The sequence below is a fragment of the Oleiagrimonas citrea genome, assembly GCF_012395255.1.
GTDB lineage: Bacteria > Pseudomonadota > Gammaproteobacteria > Xanthomonadales > Rhodanobacteraceae > Oleiagrimonas > Oleiagrimonas citrea.
In genome coordinates, this window is the sequence record NZ_JAAZQD010000004.1 from 357185 (window position 1) to 375802 (window position 18618).

The following is an 18618-nucleotide window of genomic DNA, read 5'->3' on the forward strand; positions in this document are numbered from 1 at the left end:
ATCGAGCGTCTTTTCCCCTGAAACCCATTACCCATTCATGGAGTTGTACATGCTTACCGTTGGCGACAAGTTCCCGCAGTTCAATCTCAAGGCCACCGTTTCGATCGAGAGCCTGGACAAGGCCTTTGCGGAGATCGACAACACCACCTACGAAGGCAAGTGGACCTGCGTATTCTTCTACCCGAAGGATTTCACGTTCGTCTGCCCGACCGAGATCAAGGGCTTCGGCGATCTCAACGAGCAGTTCGCTGATCGCGACTGCCAGGTGATGGCCGCCAGCACCGACAGCGAGTTCGTGCATCTGGCCTGGCGCAAGGATCATGCTGATCTCAAGGATCTGCCGTTCCCGATGCTGGCCGACATCAACAAGGATCTGAGCCGCGCGCTGGGCATCCTGGACGACGAGGGCGTCGCCCGTCGTGCCGCGTTCCTGGTGGATCCGGAAGGCGTGATCCGTTTCGTCTACGTCACCGAAGGCAGTGTCGGGCGCAACCCGGCCGAGGTCCTGCGCGTGCTCGACGCGCTGCAGACCGACGAGCTGTGCCCGTGCAACTGGCAGTCGGGCGAAGACACGCTCAAGGCCGCCTGACCAAGATTCCCGCGCGCTCCCAGCGGGCGCGCGGGTTTTTTTCTTTCTTTTCTATCCCCCTGTCCGGACATTCCGTGCGCGCGCCAGCGTTCGCGTCGCCGTGTGCCGTCCTCGAACGGAGATTTCCCCCATGTCTCTTGCTGAACTGAAATCGCAACTGCCCGAGTACGCCAAGGACCTGCGCCTGAACCTGGAATCGGTGCTGGGCGAGAACGGCGCGCCGGGGCTGACCCAGTCGCAGATCGCGGTGGTCGCGCTGGCTTCGGCCATCGCTTCGCGCAATGCCGCATTCACCGCTTCCATGGCGGCGTGGGCGAGCGAACACGCCGATGAAGACGCCCTGCGCGGTGCGCGCGCCGCAGCGGCCATCATGGGCATGAACAATGTCTATTACCGTTTCCTGCACCTGGTCGAGAACGACGAGTACGCCACGTTGCGCGCGGGATTGCGCATGAACGTGATGGCCAAGCCAGGCGGCAGCAAGATCGATTTCGAACTGGCTTCGCTGGCCGTATCGGCGATCAACGGTTGTGGCTCCTGCGTGGCCTCGCACGAGAAGACCCTGCGCAAGCACGAAGTCGGCGCGCAGGCCGTGCAGAGCGCGGCGCGCATTGCCGCCGTGGTGCATGGTGTGGCGGTGGCGCTGGAGCAGGCCGAAGTCGCGGGTTCGAGCGCTTCCAGGGCGGCAGCCTGAGCGACCGCATTTTTCCCCGCGAGTGAAAAAGCCGGCGCACGCCGGCTTTTTCGTGTCCGTATTCGGGCAGCGTGCCTTTCGGCACGTGTCCCGGAGGTACTGCGCCGCGTAGCTTCGGATGCTGCATTCCCCGATCCGGAGATCACGATCATGCGACGACTCACCCATACGCTTGCGTTTACTGCACTGGCGGCCTGTTTTTCTTCCGCCTTTGCCGGTGGCGCTGACATGAAGCCGCCGCTGGAGCGACTGCCGGGCTGGGCCGTGCCGGAGGCATACACGCTCGATCTGCGCGTCGATCCGGCGCAGACCCGCTTCGCCGGCGTCACCACCATCCGTGTCGAACTGAAAAAGGCGGCCGACCACGTATGGATGCACGGCAAGGACCTGAAGGTATCCAGCGTGCGCGTGATCGATGCAAAGGGCGTCTCGCACGCTGCCCAGTACGTGAATGCCGCACCCAAGCAGGGCGTGGTGCGCATCGACTTCGGCAAGACGCTGCAGCCACAGGAACTGAAGCTGGTGTTCGATTACTCGGCGCCCTTCAACCATCAGTTGCAGGGCCTGTACAAGGTGACGCGCGACGGTCGTCCATATGCGATGACGCAGATGGAGCCGATCAGCGCGCGCTACGCGTTCCCAAGCTTCGACGAACCCGGCTTCAAGACGCCGTACAAGATCGTGCTGACCGTGCCCAACGACGAAGTCGCCGTCGCTAACACCGCCATCGCCAAGTCCAGCAAGGACGGCAAGGGCTGGAAGACGCTGGACTTCAAGACCACGCAGCCGCTGCCAACCTACCTGGTCGCCTTCGCGGTCGGTCCCTGGGACGTGGTGTCGGGTGGTGAGATCAAACCCAACGCGTGGCGCAAGGAACCGATCCGCCTGCGCGGCATCGCTCCGCACGGCGAGGGTTCGCGCATCCACATCGCACTGAGCGAGACGCCGGTCATCATCCAGACGCTGGAGCAGTACTACGGTTTCGGTTATCCGTTCGGCAAGCTGGATCTGCTTGCTGCCCCTGATTTTTCCGCGGGCGCCATGGAGAACGCCGGACTAGTCACCTTCCGTGACTGGCTGATGTTGATGGACAAGAACTCGCCATCGGACGCCGTGCGCAATTCGTTCAACGTGCAGGCACACGAGTTGGCGCATCAGTGGACCGGCGACACGGTCACACTGGACTGGTGGAACGACATCTGGCTGAACGAGGCGTTCGCCACCTGGATGCAGCAGAAGGTCACCGCCAAGGTGCATCCTGAATACCGCGCCGACCTGGACCGCGTCAGCCGCGCCGAGGGCGCGATGGGCAATGACAGCCTGGTCAGCGCGCGCAAGATTCGCCAGCCGATCACCGGCAACGGCGACATCCAGACCGCGTTCGACGGCATCACCTACCAGAAGGGCGCGGCGGTGATCGGCATGTTCGAGCACTACGTCGGCGTCGACACCTTCCGCAAGGGCATGCGTGCCTACATTCAGGCGCACAAGTTCGGCAACGCCAAGGCCAGCGACCTGGTTGGCGCGATCGACAAGGCGGCGGGCAAGGGCGAGGCCTTCAAGCATGCCTTCAGCAGCTTCCTCGACCAGTCCGGTGTGCCGATGGTCTCTACGCGCCTGGACTGCAGCGGCACGCATCCGGTGCTGCATCTGACGCAGGACCGCTATCTTCCGCTGGGTTCGAGCGGCGACCCGAATCGCCTGTGGGGCATCCCGGTCTGCGTGCGCACGGGGGCGGGCAAAGCCGGCGTGCAGTGCCAGATGCTGGACAGCAAGACCGCGACCATGCAGCTGTCCGGCGGTCAGTGCCCGGCCTGGTATATGCCCAACGCCGATGCGCGCGGTTACTACCGCTTCAGCATGGACAAGACGGATCTGGCCAAGCTCAACGGTCATTTGGGCGCGCTGAACGATGCCGAGAAGTTGGCCTATGCCGATGCCGTCAAGGCGGCGTTCCATCGTGGAGACATCGATGCGTCCGCGGCGATGGAAGCGGTGCGCCGGTTGGCTCCGTCCAAGACGCGGCAGGTGGCGTTGGCGCCGCTGGATACCTTTGCCTGGATCTGGAAGCACGAAGCGCAGACGGATGCGCAACGGGCGGCCCTGCGCAAGCTGGCCAGCGAGGCCTACCTGCCTCGTCTGCAGAAGCTGGGGTACGTGAAGCGCAAGGGCGAGTCGTCGGATGATGCCTTGACGCGCAGTGCGCTGGCCGGTTTTCTCGGTGTTGGCGTGAAGCTTCCCGCCGTGCGCGCCGCGTTGCTGCAGCAGGCCGATCGCGCGTTGGAGAAGAACGCGAAAGGACGTCTGAACCTGGCCGCAGCCAATCCGGACCTGCTTTCCGAGGATCTGACGGTTGCCGTGGAGGAGAAAGGCAAGCCGGTGGTCGATGCGCTGATTGCCGAGTTGAACAAGACCACGGACGCGGACCGCCGCAACGCCATGCTCGCAGCGCTCTCGCATGCGCCGGGTGCGCAGGCGGAGCGGGTGTGGAACTTCGCGCTCAGTCCGCAGGTGAAGGTGGGCGAGATGTTCCGTCTGCTGACCGGACATCGCGATACGCAGCAGGGGCGTGATGCACTGTGGACCTGGTTCAAGGGGCACTACGATCAGGTCGTCAAGCGCACCGGTACCTTCGCCAGCGGCTACGTGCCGAACCTGGCCGGCGGTGGCGGTTGCTCGATGGCGGACGCCGAGCGTCTGCAGGCGTTCTTCACCCCCCGCCTGGACGACCTGCCCGGAGCCGACCGCGGTCTGGCTCAGACCACCGAGTCGATCAAGCTGTGCGCGGCGCTGAAGAAAGCGCAGGATCCATCCGCGATCACGCGCTGATTCGCGATACGCGCGTCATGGTGTTTCGGGCGGCTTCGGCCGCCCGATTTTTCATGACCTCTGCGGAGGAAGAGGCGGTCCCCGTTTAGCGGTGCGCGATCAGGGGGAGGCACGGGCTTCGCTGCGCGCGTGCGCGTCCGGGTTGGCGCGTGCATCCAGGCTGTGGGCATCGATGAAGCCCAGCGTGTCGCGCAAGGCCGTGGCCTTGTAGCGGAACGGCTGTGACAGCGACAGCAGCAGGCCGGCATGGCTGACGCCGCTATAGACGTGGTCCTGCACGCGTTCGCCATGCTCGCGCATCGCGGCGGCCAGGGACAGTGCGTTGTCGGGTGCCACCAGCTTGTCGTCGCCGCCCTGCAGCAGGAGCATCGGCGGTTCGTTGCCGTCCACATAGTTCACCGGCTGTGAGCGCAGCTGCTGCGCATGCGTATGACCGAACATGTCGACATACACCTGCTCACGCAGCGGCAGGAAATCGTACGGACCGGCAAGCCCGATGAAACCGCGAAGCTGCCGTGGTTCCATGCCGACCTGCTGCAGCCAGGAAGCGTGGGTGGCGAGTAATGCGCCGATGTGTGCGCCGGCCGAATGCCCCATCAGGAACAAGTCATTCGGGTCCCCTCCGTAGGCATTTGCATGCTTTCGAGTCCACGCCACGGCGCGGGCGGCGTCGTGCATGAATCCGTCCAGTTTCACCTGCGGGAATTTCCGGTAGTCGGGCACCACGACGACCAGTCCGTGGTGCGCCAGCGTCTCCCCGGCCCAGCGATACCACTGGCGTTTGCCGTCCTGCCAGGCGCCGCCGTAGAAGAACACGACCACCGGTGCGTGGTGTGCATGAGCGGGGCGGTAGATGTCCAGTGCAAGGTCATGCTGCGGTTCGAAGACGATGCCGCGCTTTGCCTGCACCGCGTTCGCGGGCGTGACCGTATTCAGCGCGGAGAAGAAGGTCGCCTCGCAGGCGCTCAGACAGAGCGGAAGCAGGCCTGCGAGGAGCAGGCGCGACAGCGAGCGTGGGTGAAGTGCGGACATGGAGCGTTTCCTGACGTTCGGGCCGGTACACTTCCCAGATACGGTGGCGGTTCCGGTGCAGATGCACGGCACGCGCCCGGATTCATCTTCGAGCCGAGTTCACGCATGGTCCGCACACCGCAGGTACGCGATCTTCTTATGTCCGCCGCCGAGCGCGTGGCCGAGCGGGGCGATGCCGAGTGGCTGCTCATGCATGCGTTGGGCGTGGATCGCGCCTGGTTGTTCGCGCATGCGACGGACCCGGTCGATGCGGCGTCGGCCCAGGCCTTCGAGGCTCTGCTGCAGCGGCGCGAGCAGGGTGAGCCGGTGGCCTACATCCTGGGGCGGCGCGGTTTCTGGCATCTCGATCTCGAGGTCACACCCGATACGTTGATCCCGCGTCCGGAGACTGAATTGCTGGTCGAGCTGGCGCTGCAACGCATGCCGCAGGATGTTCCGCTGAAGGTGGTCGATCTGGGAACCGGAAGCGGCGCCATCGCGCTGGCGCTGGCGTCCGAACGGCCGCAGGCGCAGGTCACCGCCGTCGACGTTTCCGCATCGGCGCTGCAGGTGGCGCGGCGCAACGCGCTGGCGAACGGATTGGAGCGCGTCGAGTTCCTGCAGGGCGACTGGTACGGCCCGCTTGCCGATCGGCAGTTCGACCTGATCGTGTCCAACCCGCCCTATATCGAGCACGACGACGCCCACGTCGGGCAGGGCGATCTGCGTTTCGAACCTCGCGGTGCTCTGGTGTCCGGCGCGGACGGTCTGGATGCGATTCGTGTGCTGGTCACCGGCGCACGTCGCCATCTCCGGGCGCGCGGCTGGCTGCTGATGGAGCACGGCTGGAAGCAGGGGCCGGCGGTGCGTGCCCTGCTCACCGACGATGGCGGTTTCACGCACGTGTTCACGGCCTGCGATCTGGAAGGGCGCGAGCGCGTCAGCGGTGCACGGTTTCGCTCGCCATAGCCGATATAAATTGTGAACTGCATCACAGTTTGCCTATACTCTGATTTCAGGCGGGGGAGGCAAGGGCACGTGTCCATGCGCAGGAAGCGTGCCCCTCGCAGTAGGCGTTGAAGGCGACGATTCGTTCGTCGCCTTCTGCTGCATAGGGCGAGGGGGGTCATGCAGCGTATTCATGTCATTTCCGGTCTGCCGCGCTCCGGCGCGACGCTGCAGTCGGCGCTGCTGCACCAGAACCCGCGTTTCGAGGCGGGGGCGAGCGGTCCGGTGGCCGGGCTGCTGGGCGCGATACCCGGCTGCACGGAATTCCCCACATTCATCAATGATGCGCAACGCTGCCGTATGCCCAGCGGCGTGTTCGAAAACGATGATGCCGGCTGCGACGAGGACGTGATCTTCGGCACCCGTTGCGACCGAGGCGCGCTCATGAACGTGGTTGCCGAGCTGTTTCCCGATCCCCGGTGCATCGCCTGCGTGGATCCCATGCAGAGGGCCGTCGGCAGCGTCGAGCGTCAGCTCCAGAAGAACGCCTTTGATCCGTCTCCGATCGTCCATTTCAGCGCGAATGGCGCCGTGTACACGCGTGCCGACGGTGTGGCGAAAGGCGACGGCACGGTCAGTCATGCCCTGCAACGCGTGGAAGCAAGCGTTCTGCGGCGCGCATGCGGACAGGCTGGTGCGGGCGCAGTACGAGACCTTGTCGACGAGTACGTGCGACGACCGCGATCCACAACTTCATCGGCGAGTGGTCTGGCGCGCAGGATTTCTAGTACCTCGAATTCGATGCCGAAGCCTTCGATCTCAAGCTCGGTGCACAGGGCCTGTGAGCGGCGTGTCCGAACGTCGGTGCGGAAGCAGGCAAGACGGTGTTTTCGCCGATGTGTTCAACCGATTCAAAGCCATGCTTTGGGCGCAACCCGGGCATGAACCTGCACCGGCTGTGCAGCGTCTAGCCGTTACGACATAGCCGATCCGTGCTTCACGGATCCACAACAAGCAACACTTCAGGAACAGGGAACAACATGAACAAGATCTACCGTCTGGTCTGGAATCGCACGCTGGGCGTCGTGCAGGTCGCGACAGAGTTCGCAAAGGCCTCGCGCGGCGGCGTGGGAGCGTCGCGATCGGTGGGCGTGACGCCGCCGCGCAGCCGTCTGGCGCAGGCCTGCGCCGCCGCGCTGCTTCTGGGCGTGGGAGCGACCGCGCTGCCGGCGATGGCGGCCAGCACCTATACCGTGACCCAGGCCAGCGACAACGGCAACACGGCGACCGTGGGCACGCTCAGTTGGGCGATTGCCCAGGCCAATAGCGATCCGGGCAGCACCATCCAGTTCGACTTCACGGGTGCGACCACGATCACCGAATCGGGCGCCTTGCCTTCGCTCGACGTAGCCACCGTGTTCTCGATGCAAGCCGATGTCACGATCCAGGCTCCGTTGAGCGGCGCCGGATCGTTGAGCGCGTCGGGTACCGGTTCGCTGGCGCTCGCCGGCGATGGCACGACACTGACCGGCGGTGCGGTGGTACATGCCGGCTCGTTGACGCTGGGCGACGGCACGGGCTCCGTGAACGTGACCAACTCGGGCACGGGAGCCACCGGTATCGCGGTGGCTGATACGGCGGCCCTGCAGGTGATGGGTTCGAGCATGGGTTCAGGCGGCAGCGGCGCGGCGGGCAGCGATGCCGACTACTACACGAAGGGTGCCTATGGTGGCGCGGGTGGCGTCGGCGGTATCGGTGTGATGGCCGGTCAGTCGTCGGTGGACAACGCGGGTACCGTCTCCGGCGGTACGGGTGGTGTGGGTGGCACGGCCTACGCGGCGGGCGCCGGTGGTGCCGGCGGCGCGGGCATCCAGGGTGCCGGCTCGACGGTGGACAACCGTGGAAGCATCGCCGGCGGGGCCGGTGGTGTCGGCGGTTACGGTTTCTACATCAAAGGTGGTATCGGCGGGGGCGGTGGCGCCGGTGTGAGCGGCAGCGGGCTGACTCTCGACAATGCGAGCGGTGGAACCATCGTCGGCGGTGTGGGTGGCGATGGCGGCAAATCGTATACGGCCAACCATAACGGCGACGGTGCCGGCGGCATCGGCGGCGCGGGCGCGCAGGTGACGATGGGCAGCGCGATCACCAATGCCGGCAGCATCACCGGCGGTGCTGGCGGCAAAGGTGGTCTTGCATACGGTGGTTCGTACTACTACTCCGGCAGCAGCGATGGCCTTGGCGGCGACGGTGCGCGCGGCGGTGCCGGCGTCGGTGGCAGCGATTTCAGTCTGCTCAATACCGGCACGGTTCAGGGCGGCGCCGGTGGCCAGGGCGGCGACAGTTCTGCGGACAACTTCGGACAGGGCGGTGCTGGCGGTGAGGGCGTCGTCTCCTCGGGTGGCGCGGACATCGTCAACGGCGGCCTGATCGCGGGTGGCGTGTCCGGGGCCGATGGTGGTGGCGTGGGCGGCGGTGTGCAGGCCGATGCGGTGGATTTTTCCGGCGGCGGCAACACGCTGACTCTGGTATCGGGCTACAGCTTCATCGGCAACGTGGTGAGCACCAGTGGCGGGACGAACGGCGGCGATGCGCTTGCGTTGGGTGGCGATACTGACGGCACGTTCGACCTAGGACAGATCGTGTCCACCGTGCCAGGCACCTATAGCGGCACGCCTGTGTTTTACGGATTCACTCAGTTCGAGAAGCTTGGGGCCAGCACCTGGACCCTGACCGGCATCGCAGCGGTGCAGCAGGGCTGGCTGCTGCAGGGTGGCACGTTGCAGGTGGGTGATGCATCGACTACGGCCGATATCGTCGGCAGTTCGACGTTGTCGGTGGACGGCAGTGCGGGTGGTCTGGGTGTCATGGCGTCGAGCGGTACCGCCCTTGGTGTGGGGGCGGGCAGTTCGGTGCACGGCGGCGACGGCACGAAGGGTAGCTCCATATCGGGCCCCAGCAGTGGTGCGGTCGCCGGTGACGGTGGTGCGGGTGGAGCCGGTGTTGGGGGTGCTGGCCTGACGTTGACGAACCACGGCAGTGTGGCCGGTGGCGCCGGTGGTTACGGTGGTACCGCCGGCTATACCGTCGGCAACTACGGCGGTCATGGTGGTACGGGTGGTGCGGGTGCGCAGTTGGATCAGTCCTCCATTGCCAACGACGGAGGTATCGTCGGCGGTGTTGGCGGTACCGGTGGTTTCACGGGGCATGGCGGCGATGCCGGCAATGGCGGCGATGGCCTGGCCGGCGCAGGATTCACGCTGGACAACACGGGCCGTGTCGAGGGTGGCGCGGGCGGCTACTCCTCGTCGCGGAGCTATTACGCGGGAGACGCCGGCAGCGGCGGTGCCGGCGTCAGTGGGAGTGGATTCAGCGTCGGCAACACCGGCACGATTACCGGCGGGATTGGCGGTGCGGGCGTTCATGCCTTTGCCACCCCGGGGGCGTCAGGTTCGGGCGGCGCTGGTGTGATCGGTTCGGACTTCACGCTGGACAATGCAGGTGTGATTGCGGGAGGCGCGGGGGGCGGTTACTGCACCGGAGACTGCTACGCAGCAGGGTCCGGAGGTGGTGAGGTGCCGGGGATAGGGCCCAGTTTCAGCGAGGCGAGCGGTGTCGCAGGCAGCTCGGGCGGATCCGGCGTATCCGGAAGCGGATTCCAGATGACCAACGCCGGTACCGTACAGGGTGGTAACGGCGGAAACGGCGGTAATGCCGGTTATACCCGCTACTACGGGTCCGGGTCCGGGTCGGCGGGTGACGGCGCCAACGGTGGTGCGGGCGGTGCCGGTATCGTCGGTACGGGCATGACCCTGACCAACACGGGCACCGTCCAGGGCGGCAACGGTGGCAACGGCGGTGATGGGTATACCGGTTATACCGCCGGGACTGGCGGCGCCGGTGGTGCGGGCGTGGTGTCGACGGGCAACTCGACGATCATCAACGCAGGCCTTATCGCCGGCGGCGTGGTGGGTGCGGACGGTACGCTTGCCGAGCCGACTGCGCCGAGCGGGCCGCCGGTCGGTCCGTCCAGCGCAGGCGTCGTGACTGCCGCGGCCGTTGTCAGCACACAGGCCGACGCGGTGGATTTCTCTGGCGGCGGCAACACGTTGGAGCTGCGCGCCGGCTATCGTTTCGTCGGCAACGTGCTGAGCACGAGCGGCACGACCAACGGTGGTGACACGCTGGCGCTGGGCGGCGATACGGACGGTAGTTTCGATCTGTCGCAGATCGTGATGGCCATCCCGACCACGTACAACGGCAGCCCGCGCTATCACGGCTTTGCGACGTACACCAAGAGCGGCTCCGGCATGTGGACGCTCACCGGCCGCAGCACCGCGAACACCGACTGGACGGTGAGTGCAGGCAAGCTGGAAGTGGGCGACGCCGCCCATCCGGACACGGTGCTGACTGGCGATGTGACGGTGACCGGCGGCACGCTGGGTGGTCACGGCACGATCACGGGCACGGTGAGCAACATGAGCGGCACGGTAATGCCGGGCGGTAGCGTGGGCATTCTGGCGCTGGCCGGCGACTATGTGCAGGGTCCGAACGGCACGTTGAGTCTGGAGATCACGCCCGATCCGACGCCGGGCACGGGGTCGAGCCAGCTGCAGGTGGGCGGCGCGGCGAGCCTGGACGGCACGCTGGCGATCATGGTCGATCCGGGCTCGTATCTGGTCAACACCAGCTATGACCTGGTGCACGCGGCCGGTGGCGTGAGTGGGACGTTTGCCACGACGACCTTCAATCCGGGCTTTGCGGTGTACCTGACGCCGCAGGTGAGCTACGGCGCCAACGACGTGACGCTGAAGCTGTCGCCGAACGCAGCCGCGTACGCGGGCGGGTATCCGAACTACGCCAGCACGGTGAGCCTGGGCATGGAGCAGACCTTCGACGCGGTGCTGGGCAGGATGGGTCCGACGGCGCAAGGGCGTCAGGGCGCGTGGGGCCAGATGATGGCCGGCCTGGGCGGACTGGGCCAGGGCTCGCGCTACCAGCTGAACGGCGCGGCGGCGGGCTACGGCCACGCCATCACGGACCGCTTCGTGCTGGGCGTGGCGCTTTCGGGCGGCACGACGACGACGACGGTGGACGCCATGCAGGTTCGCGCCAAGCCGTTCGGCGGCTTCGTGTACGGCATCTGGCGCAGCGGTGGCTGGCGGGTCTCGGGCAGCCTGGGCACAGGCAAGCTCAAGCAGCACAGCAAGCGCTACCTCGCCTCGCTGGGCGGTATGCAGACGGCGACTGGCGGCGGCCATTATGCCGGTGCGGCGTTGCGCGTGGACTACACGGCGCGGAAGGGTATCTGGTCGTTCACGCCGTACGCGGGCATGGACAACGTGAACGCCCGCTACGATGCGACGCAGGAGCAGGGCATCACCTTGCTGGCGCTGCATTACGGCAAGGTGAGCCAGCATCTGTCGCACTACCAGGCGGGCCTGCGTATCGGCGCCGAGTGGGGTCACTGGCAGCCGTGGGTGCAGGCAGGCACGGAAGGCTGGCGCGGCGATCGTGCGATCACGGTGACGGAGCGTCTGGGCGACTACCGCAAGGACGTGACCAGCAGTGCACTGCCGGGCAGCGCACTGAGCGGTGGAGCGGGCGTGACGTGGAAGGCCGGCCGCTGGGACGCGACGCTGTCGTGGCACGGTGCGGTGGGCAGCCACTACCACGGCAACCGCGGCATGCTGCAGGCGCGCTACAGCTGGTAAGTGGGTGAGGCATGAAGGCCCGGCACTTCGCTGTGTCGGGCCTTTGTCTCTGGAAGGATGCATCGATGCACGGATCGGGCGATGCAAGCAACGATCAAGGAGGGCACGAACATCGTTGGTGTCCGGTGGGACGTTTCAGGAACCCCAGGAGGCTTCGTTTTGTGAGGCTGCAGCCCTGCTTCATACTCCTGTGAAACCAAAACCGGTATTCGAATCGTCAGTGCGCGCGGTACCCATGAAGGGGCCCGTATCGCTGATGGGCGGTTCCATCAAGCAAGGATCATCATGCATCGCATTCACTTCATTTCCGGTCTGCCACGCTCTGGTTCGACCTTGCTGTCGGCGTTGCTGCGTCAGAACCCGCGGTTCACTGCCGGCATGAGTGGTCCGGTCGCGGGATTGCTGGGCGCGATGCTCGGCGAGATGAGCGGCCGAAACGAATTTTCCGTCTTCATCGACGATGACCAGCGCCGTCGCGTGCTGGAGGGCGTGGTGGAGAACTACTACGCCGATCGCGACGAGGACGTGATCTTCGACACCAGCCGCGCCTGGTGCGCGCGCATGAACGTGATTGCCGAGCTGTTTCCCGAGTCCAGGGTGATCGCCTGCGTGCGACACATGCCCTGGGTCATCGACAGCATCGAGCGACTGGTCCAGAAGAACACCTTCCAGCCGTCGTCGATCTTCAGTTACACGGTTGGCGGCACGGTGTACACGCGCGCCGATGGGGTGGCCAAGGGCGACGGCATGGTCGGTTACGCCTACAACGCGCTGAAGGAAGCATTCTTCGGTGCGCATGCCGGCCAACTGATGCTGGTGCAGTACGAGACGCTGGTGAGCGATCCGGGCAAGGCCATGGCGGCGATCTACGACTTCATCGGCGAGCCGGCCTTCCAGCATGATTTCGAGCACATCGAATTCGACGCCGAAGCCTTCGACATCAAGGCGGGCACGCCGGGCCTGCACACGGTGCGGCCGAAGGTGGGCGCAGTCGAGCGCCGGACAGTGTTGCCGCCGGATGTGTTCAACCGATTCGAGAACGATGCTTTCTGGCGTAATCCGGAACTGAACCTTCACGGGGTCCGGGTCGTGTAACGGACGGAATCTGAAGCCGTTCGTGCCCGCTCATGCCGGCCGGCCGGTGCAGCAAAGAATCCAACTATTCGCAGGGGAATACGCATGAACAAGATGTACCGTCAGGTATGGAACAAGGCGCTGGGCGTCGTACAGGTCGCCTCGGAGCAGACTTGCAGTTCGCATGGCGGTAGCCTCGGAGCATCGGGTTCCGCGTATCGCCTGAAGATGGCGACCCTGACGGCGGCGATCGGCCTGATTCTGGCTTCGGCGCCAGTGGTCAGTCTGGCGCAGAGTTGCAGCAAGACGTCCGGCACGATCGACGCTTCGTGCACGGGCACGACGAGCAGCAACGGTGCCACGGGGCTGGACAATGACGGCGGCAGCCCCTCCGCTCAGGGCAGCGGTTCGGGCGGCACCACTCGAGCCGGTGGCTTGGGCGGCGCCGGTTCGGGCGATGGCGGAGTGGGCGGCATCTATCCGAGTTCGAACAGCTTCTTCGGCGGCAGCGGCGGCGGCGGTGGCGTGTACGGTGGCGGCGGCAGCACGGGCAGCGGAACCGTCGGTCGCGTCGCTGGTACTGGTGCAGGCGGTGGAGGCGGTAATCCGGGCGTGCTTTCGACGGGTGATCTGTCGGTCGGTGCGGGCGTGACCGTGACCGGAGGAACCGGCGGCGCCGGTGGATTCGGTTATGCCTATGGAGGCGGCGGTGGCGGCGGTGCCGCGGGTGCGGCCCTCGGGGTCGCGGGTTCGACGTTTTCCAACCGTGGAACGGTCGCGGGCGGCGCGGGTGGCGCCGGCGGTGACGCTTACCTCAGCGGCGGTGGCGGCGGTGGCGGTGCGGGACTCTACGTTGGCACCGGCGATCATGACGCGAGCAACGCCGGCCATATCATGGGCGGCGCTGGTGGCCATGCAGGCGGCTACGACGACGTGAAATTCAGCTCCCTGAAAGGTAGCACCGGTGCCGGCGGCAACGGCGGCGCCGGACTGGTCATCGGCGCGAGCAACAATACCTTCACCAACACCGGCAGCATCACCGGCGGTGACGGTGGTGCGGGCACGCTGGTCAGCGGTAACGGCAGTTCGAGCATGGGCGGCACCGGTGGTGCCGGCGTGGTCTCCACAGGCGGTGCGACGCTGATCAACAGCGGCGCGATCGCAGGCGGCAAGTCGGGCATGAACGGCGACGGCACCGGTGGCGATGTGCAGGCCGACGCGGTCGACTTTTCGGGCGGCGGTAACACGCTGGAGCTGCGCGACGGCTACAGCTTTGTCGGCAACGTGATCAGCACGAGCGGCACGACCAATGGCGGCGACGCGCTGGTGCTTGGCGGTGATGCCGGCGGCAGTTTCGATCTGACGCAGATCGTGATGGCGATGCCGACAAGCTACAGCGGCAGCCCGCAGTACGCGGGCTTCGCGAACTACACCAAGACCGGCTCGGGCATGTGGACGCTGACCGGCAGCAGCAACGCGACCACCGATTGGACGGTGAGCGCGGGCAAGCTGGAAGTGGGTGATGCCGCGCATCCGGACACGGTACTGACCGGCGACGTGACGGTGACCGGCGGCACGCTGGGCGGCCACGGCACGATCACGGGTGCGGTGAGCAATCTGGGCGGCACGGTGATGCCGGGCGGCAGCGTGGGCATCCTGACGCTGTCGGGCGACTACGTGCAGGGTCCGAACGGCACGCTGAGCCTGGAGGTCACGCCGGACCCGGCGCCGGGCACGGGTTCGAGCCAGCTGCGGGTGAGCGGCAAGGCCAGCCTGGATGGCACGCTGGCGATCGTGGTCGATCCGGGCGCGTACCTGGCCGACACCAGCTACGACCTGGTGCATGCGTCTGGCGGCGTCCGCGGCACGTTCGCCAAGACGACCTTCGATCCGGCCTTCGCGGCCTACCTGACACCGCTGGTGAGCTACAGCGGCAACGACGTGACACTCACGCTGGCGCCGAACGCGGCGGCGTTCGCAGACGGGTACCCCAACTACGCCAGCACGGTGAGTCTGGGCATGGAGCAGACCTTCGACGCCGTGCTGGGCCGGATGGGTCCGACGGCCCAGGGTCGCCAGGGCGTCTGGGGCCAGACGATGGCCGGTCTGGGCGGATTGGGCCAGGGCTCGCGCTATCAGCTGAACGGCGCGGCGGCCGGCTATGGTCACGTCATCACGGACCGCTTCGTGCTGGGCGTGGCGGTGTCGGGCGGAACGACGACGACGACGGTGGACGCCATGCAGGTGCGCGCCAAACCGTTCGGCGGCTTCGTGTACGGCATCTGGCGCAACGGCGGCTGGAAGGTGTCGGGCAGCTTCGGTGTGGGCAAGCTCAAGCAGGACAGCAAGCGCTATCTGAGCGTGGTGAGCGGAATCCAGACCGCGCACGGTGAAGGTCGCTACAACGGCGCTGCGCTACGTGTGGACTACACCGCCCGCGCGGGGCGCTGGTCGTTCACGCCGTACGCGGGGATGGATACCGTCAACGCACGGTACGATGCGGCGCAGGAGCAAGGCATCACCTTGCTGGCGCTGCATTACGGCAAGGTGAGCCAGCATCTGTCGCACTACCAGGCGGGCCTGCGCATCGGCGCCGAGTGGGGTCACTGGCAGCCGTGGGTGCAGGCGGGCACGGAAGGCTGGGGTGGCGACCGCGCAATCATGGTGACGGAGAGCCTGGGCGACTATCCCAAGGATGTGACCAGCAGTGCACTGCCGGGTAGCGCACTGAGCGGCGGAGCGGGCGTGACGTGGACGTCGGCTCGCTGGCAGGCGTCGCTGTCCTGGCACGGCGCAGCGGGCCACCATTATCACGGCAGCCGCGGCATGCTGCAGGCGCGCTACAGCTGGTAGGAGGCATCGCCAGGGAACGAAAAAGGCCCGCCATCGCGCGGGCCTTTTTCTTGTGTCGAGATGTGAATGCTTCAGCCGTTGGCCGTGGTGCGCTGCGCCAGCTGGGGGAAGCGCGCCAGGATGGCGCGTCGCATGGAAGGCAGATCGAGACCGGCCATGCTCAGTACTTCCTCGCGGCTGCCGTGTTCGAGGAACTTGTCCGGCAGACCCAAATGAAGAATCGGCATGGCGATGCCGTGCGCAGCCAGGCATTCGGCCACCCCGGAACCGGCGCCGCCGGCCACGGCGTTGTCCTCGAACGTCACGAAGGCATCGTGTGTGCGAGCCATCTCCAGGATCATGTCCTCATCGAGCGGCTTCACGAAGCGCATGTTGACCAGCGTGGCGTCCAGCTCGGCGGCCAGTTCGGCGGCGGGCGCCAGCATGGCGCCGAACGAGAGCAGTGCCAGTCCGTGGCCGCGCCGTCGCAGTTCGGCCTTGCCGAGGGGCAGGGTCTCCAGGTCCTCGTGGATCGCCACGCCCGGACCGGTGCCACGCGGATAGCGCACCGCGGCGGGGCCTTCGTGCTTGAAGCCGGTACTGAGCATGGCGCGGCATTCGTTCTCGTCGGCCGGCGCCATGACCACCATGTTCGGCAGGCAGCGCAGGTAGCTGAGATCGAAGCTGCCCGAATGCGTGTCGCCGTCGGGGCCGACCACGCCGCCGCGATCGACGGCGAACAGCACGTCGAGATTCTGCAGCGCCACATCGTGGATAGCCTGATCGTAGGCGCGCTGCAGGAAGGTGGAGTAGATCGCCACCACCGGCTTGGCGTCCTCGCAGGCCATGCCGGCGGCGAGCGTCACGGCATGTTGCTCGGCAATGGCAACGTCGAAATAGCGCTGCGGATATTCACGCGAGAAACGCACCAGGCCGGAACCCTCGCGCATGGCGGGGGTGATGCCGTACAGGCGCTCGTCTGCGGCTGCCATGTCGCACAGCCAGTCGCCGAAGACCTGGGTGTAGGTGATCTTGCCGGGTGCCTTCTTGATGACGCCCGCCTGCGGGTCGAACGGACCGACCGCGTGGTAGTCGATCTGCGCGTTCTCGGCCGGCGCGTAGCCCTTGCCCTTGGTGGTGATGACGTGCAGCAGCTGCGGGCCGGGCAGGTCCTTGACCGTCTTCATGGCCGCGACCAGCGCGTCCATGTCGTGGCCGTCGATGGGGCCGGTGTAGTGGAAGCCCAGTTCCTCGAACAGCGTCGAGGGCATGAACATGCCCTTGGCGTGCTCTTCCCAGCGCTTGAAGAAGCGCCCCATGAACGACTGCCGCGGGATCGCGCGCTTGGCGCGTTCGCGCCAGCTGTTGAGCGTGCGGTTGGCGAGCAGGCGGGCCAGGGTCTTGGTCAGCGCGCCGACGTTCTCGCTGATCGACATGCCGTTGTCGTTGAGCACGACCAGCATTTCGGGTTCGACGTCGCCGCCGTGGTTCATGGCTTCGAAGGCCATGCCGGCCGTCATCGCACCGTCGCCGATCACGGCCACGACCTTGCGCATGTCGCCGCGGCGCTGGTTGGCGATGGCCATGCCCAGCGCGGCCGAGATCGAGGTCGAGGAATGGCCGACGCCGAAGGTGTCGTACTCGCTCTCCTCGCGGCGCGGGAACGGCGCCAGGCCGTCCTTCTTCTTGATCGTGGTGATGCGGTCGCGGCGGCCGGTGAGGATCTTGTGCGGATAGCACTGGTGGCCGACATCCCAGACCAGCCGGTCGTGCGGCGTCTCGAACAGCCAGTGTAGCGCCACGGTCAGTTCGACCACGCCCAGGCCCGCGCCGAAATGGCCGCCGGAGCTGGCGACCGATTCGATCAGGTAGGCACGCAGTTCGTCGGCGACATCCTGAAGCTGCGTCTGCGAAAGCTGGCGCAGGTCGGACGGATGTTCGATGCGTGCCAGTAGGGGGTAGCGTGTGGCGTCGATCATTGCCGTATTTTCGCACCATCGGTGCGTTCTGTCCTGTACTGCGCGCAATCGCCGCGCTCGACAGCATCATGGCCCCGGTTCCGGGCCCGGATGAGGCGCTGCGCGGGCGTTTTCCGGGCGCGGGTAGCGCTTCAGCTCGGTCGGCGCTTGCGCGGCAGGTGGTTGACCAGGAACTGCATCTGGTCGGCCAGGATGTTGCGGTTGGACAGGATCAGGTGCTCGACCCAACTGGGCCGGTAGGGCACGGCCAGCAGCGGCATGTGCGCCTGCTGCGGCGTCCGGTTGCCCTTGCGCAGATTGCAGTGGGTGCAGGAGCTGACCACGTTCTCCCAGATGTCCTGGCCGCCGCGCGAAACCGGCATGACGTGGTCCCGGGTCAGGGCGCTGCGGGCGAAATGCTCGCCGCAGTACAGGCACAGGTACTTGTCGCGGGCGAACAGCGCGTTGTTGGTCAGTGCCGGCGAGGGGGCGATGCCACTGGCTCTGCAATGGCCGGTGCTGGCGACGATCGGGTGCAGCAGCAGGGTGGTCTGGGCACCGGTCAGTCGATTGGTGCCGCCGTGCACGGTCAGGCAGGGATCGCCGAGCGTCCAGGCCACGGCCTCTCGAACGTAGAGGCAAACCGCGTCCTGCCAGCTGATCCAGTCGAGGATTCGACCGCCGGCGTCAAGGGCCAGCACTCGCGTGGAGTGCAGGTCGTGCATGTTCGAATCTTCCGTCAGCATCTGCGTATCGATCCCTCGTGGTGGGGCGAGATAAGCGTTCCTGCCGGTGGGGCGGGCCTTTCGCGCGACCCCGATTCCTGCTTTGTTCCGAGCATAGCGGAAAAAATAGGGTTTTTAACCCTCTGGGCAGGCTGCGCACGATTTCAGCCTAGCCGGCGAATGTGGCGATGGTCTTACTGCCCGGCCAGTGCGCTGGTATGATCAGAGATTGACCAAAAGCCGTCGT

At 66.2% G+C, this 18618-nt stretch carries 11 protein-coding genes; 8 read left to right on the forward strand and 3 right to left on the reverse strand.

Annotation, left to right across the window (positions count from 1 at the left end; translation table 11 throughout):
* Nucleotides 1–49 precede the first annotated feature (49 nt).
* The 3 genes from HF690_RS11590 (at nucleotide 50) to HF690_RS11600 (ending at nucleotide 4112) form a co-directional block, all read left to right on the forward strand.
* The gene (locus tag HF690_RS11590; protein ID WP_113064004.1) at nucleotides 50–589 is read left to right on the forward strand and encodes a peroxiredoxin; all 540 of its coding nucleotides are present in this window, start codon (nucleotides 50–52) and stop codon (nucleotides 587–589) included.
* Between the two features lie 130 nt (nucleotides 590–719).
* A complete protein-coding gene (gene ahpD / locus HF690_RS11595) occupies nucleotides 720–1283 on the forward strand; it encodes an alkylhydroperoxidase, AhpD family (RefSeq protein WP_113063662.1) in 564 nt (187 codons plus the stop codon).
* 150 nt (nucleotides 1284–1433) lie between these two features.
* A complete protein-coding gene (locus HF690_RS11600; RefSeq protein ID WP_168609548.1) occupies nucleotides 1434–4112 on the forward strand; it encodes a M1 family metallopeptidase in 2679 nt (892 codons plus the stop codon).
* A 99-nt stretch (nucleotides 4113–4211) separates the two neighbouring features.
* Here HF690_RS11600 and HF690_RS11605 read toward each other — a convergent pair whose 3' ends face one another.
* Nucleotides 4212–5144, reverse strand: coding sequence for an alpha/beta hydrolase (locus HF690_RS11605; RefSeq protein WP_168609549.1), 933 nt, complete (start codon nucleotides 5142–5144; stop codon nucleotides 4212–4214).
* Between the two features lie 105 nt (nucleotides 5145–5249).
* On the opposite strand from HF690_RS11605, the gene prmC reads away from it, so the two are divergent.
* The 5 genes from prmC (at nucleotide 5250) to HF690_RS15195 (ending at nucleotide 15709) form a co-directional block, all read left to right on the forward strand.
* Nucleotides 5250–6092 carry a peptide chain release factor N(5)-glutamine methyltransferase gene (gene prmC / locus HF690_RS11610; RefSeq protein WP_168609550.1) on the forward strand — a complete coding sequence of 281 codons (843 nt, stop codon included), beginning with the start codon at nucleotides 5250–5252 and terminating at the stop codon, nucleotides 6090–6092.
* Between the two features lie 159 nt (nucleotides 6093–6251).
* Nucleotides 6252–7016 carry a hypothetical protein gene (locus HF690_RS11615; protein ID WP_168609551.1) on the forward strand — a complete coding sequence of 255 codons (765 nt, stop codon included), beginning with the start codon at nucleotides 6252–6254 and terminating at the stop codon, nucleotides 7014–7016.
* Between the two features lie 95 nt (nucleotides 7017–7111).
* The gene (locus HF690_RS15190) at nucleotides 7112–11782 is read left to right on the forward strand and encodes an ESPR-type extended signal peptide-containing protein (protein WP_168609552.1); all 4671 of its coding nucleotides are present in this window, start codon (nucleotides 7112–7114) and stop codon (nucleotides 11780–11782) included.
* A 285-nt stretch (nucleotides 11783–12067) separates the two neighbouring features.
* Nucleotides 12068–12877, forward strand: a complete 810-nt coding sequence (locus tag HF690_RS11625; RefSeq protein ID WP_113063656.1) for a sulfotransferase family protein — start codon at nucleotides 12068–12070, stop codon at nucleotides 12875–12877.
* Between the two features lie 84 nt (nucleotides 12878–12961).
* Nucleotides 12962–15709: an autotransporter domain-containing protein gene (locus HF690_RS15195; RefSeq protein ID WP_168609553.1), complete on the forward strand. Its 2748-nt coding sequence runs from the start codon at nucleotides 12962–12964 to the stop codon at nucleotides 15707–15709.
* 71 nt (nucleotides 15710–15780) lie between these two features.
* Here the strand turns inward: HF690_RS15195 and dxs are convergent, their stop codons facing one another.
* Both dxs and HF690_RS11640 read right to left on the reverse strand, forming a co-directional pair.
* Nucleotides 15781–17667 (reverse strand): 1-deoxy-D-xylulose-5-phosphate synthase, encoded by a 1887-nt coding sequence (gene dxs, locus HF690_RS11635; RefSeq protein WP_168609554.1) that lies wholly within the window; start codon nucleotides 17665–17667, stop codon nucleotides 15781–15783.
* A 131-nt stretch (nucleotides 17668–17798) separates the two neighbouring features.
* Nucleotides 17799–18371 (reverse strand): HNH endonuclease, encoded by a 573-nt coding sequence (locus tag HF690_RS11640; protein WP_240151735.1) that lies wholly within the window; start codon nucleotides 18369–18371, stop codon nucleotides 17799–17801.
* Between the last annotated feature and the right edge of the window lie 247 nt (nucleotides 18372–18618).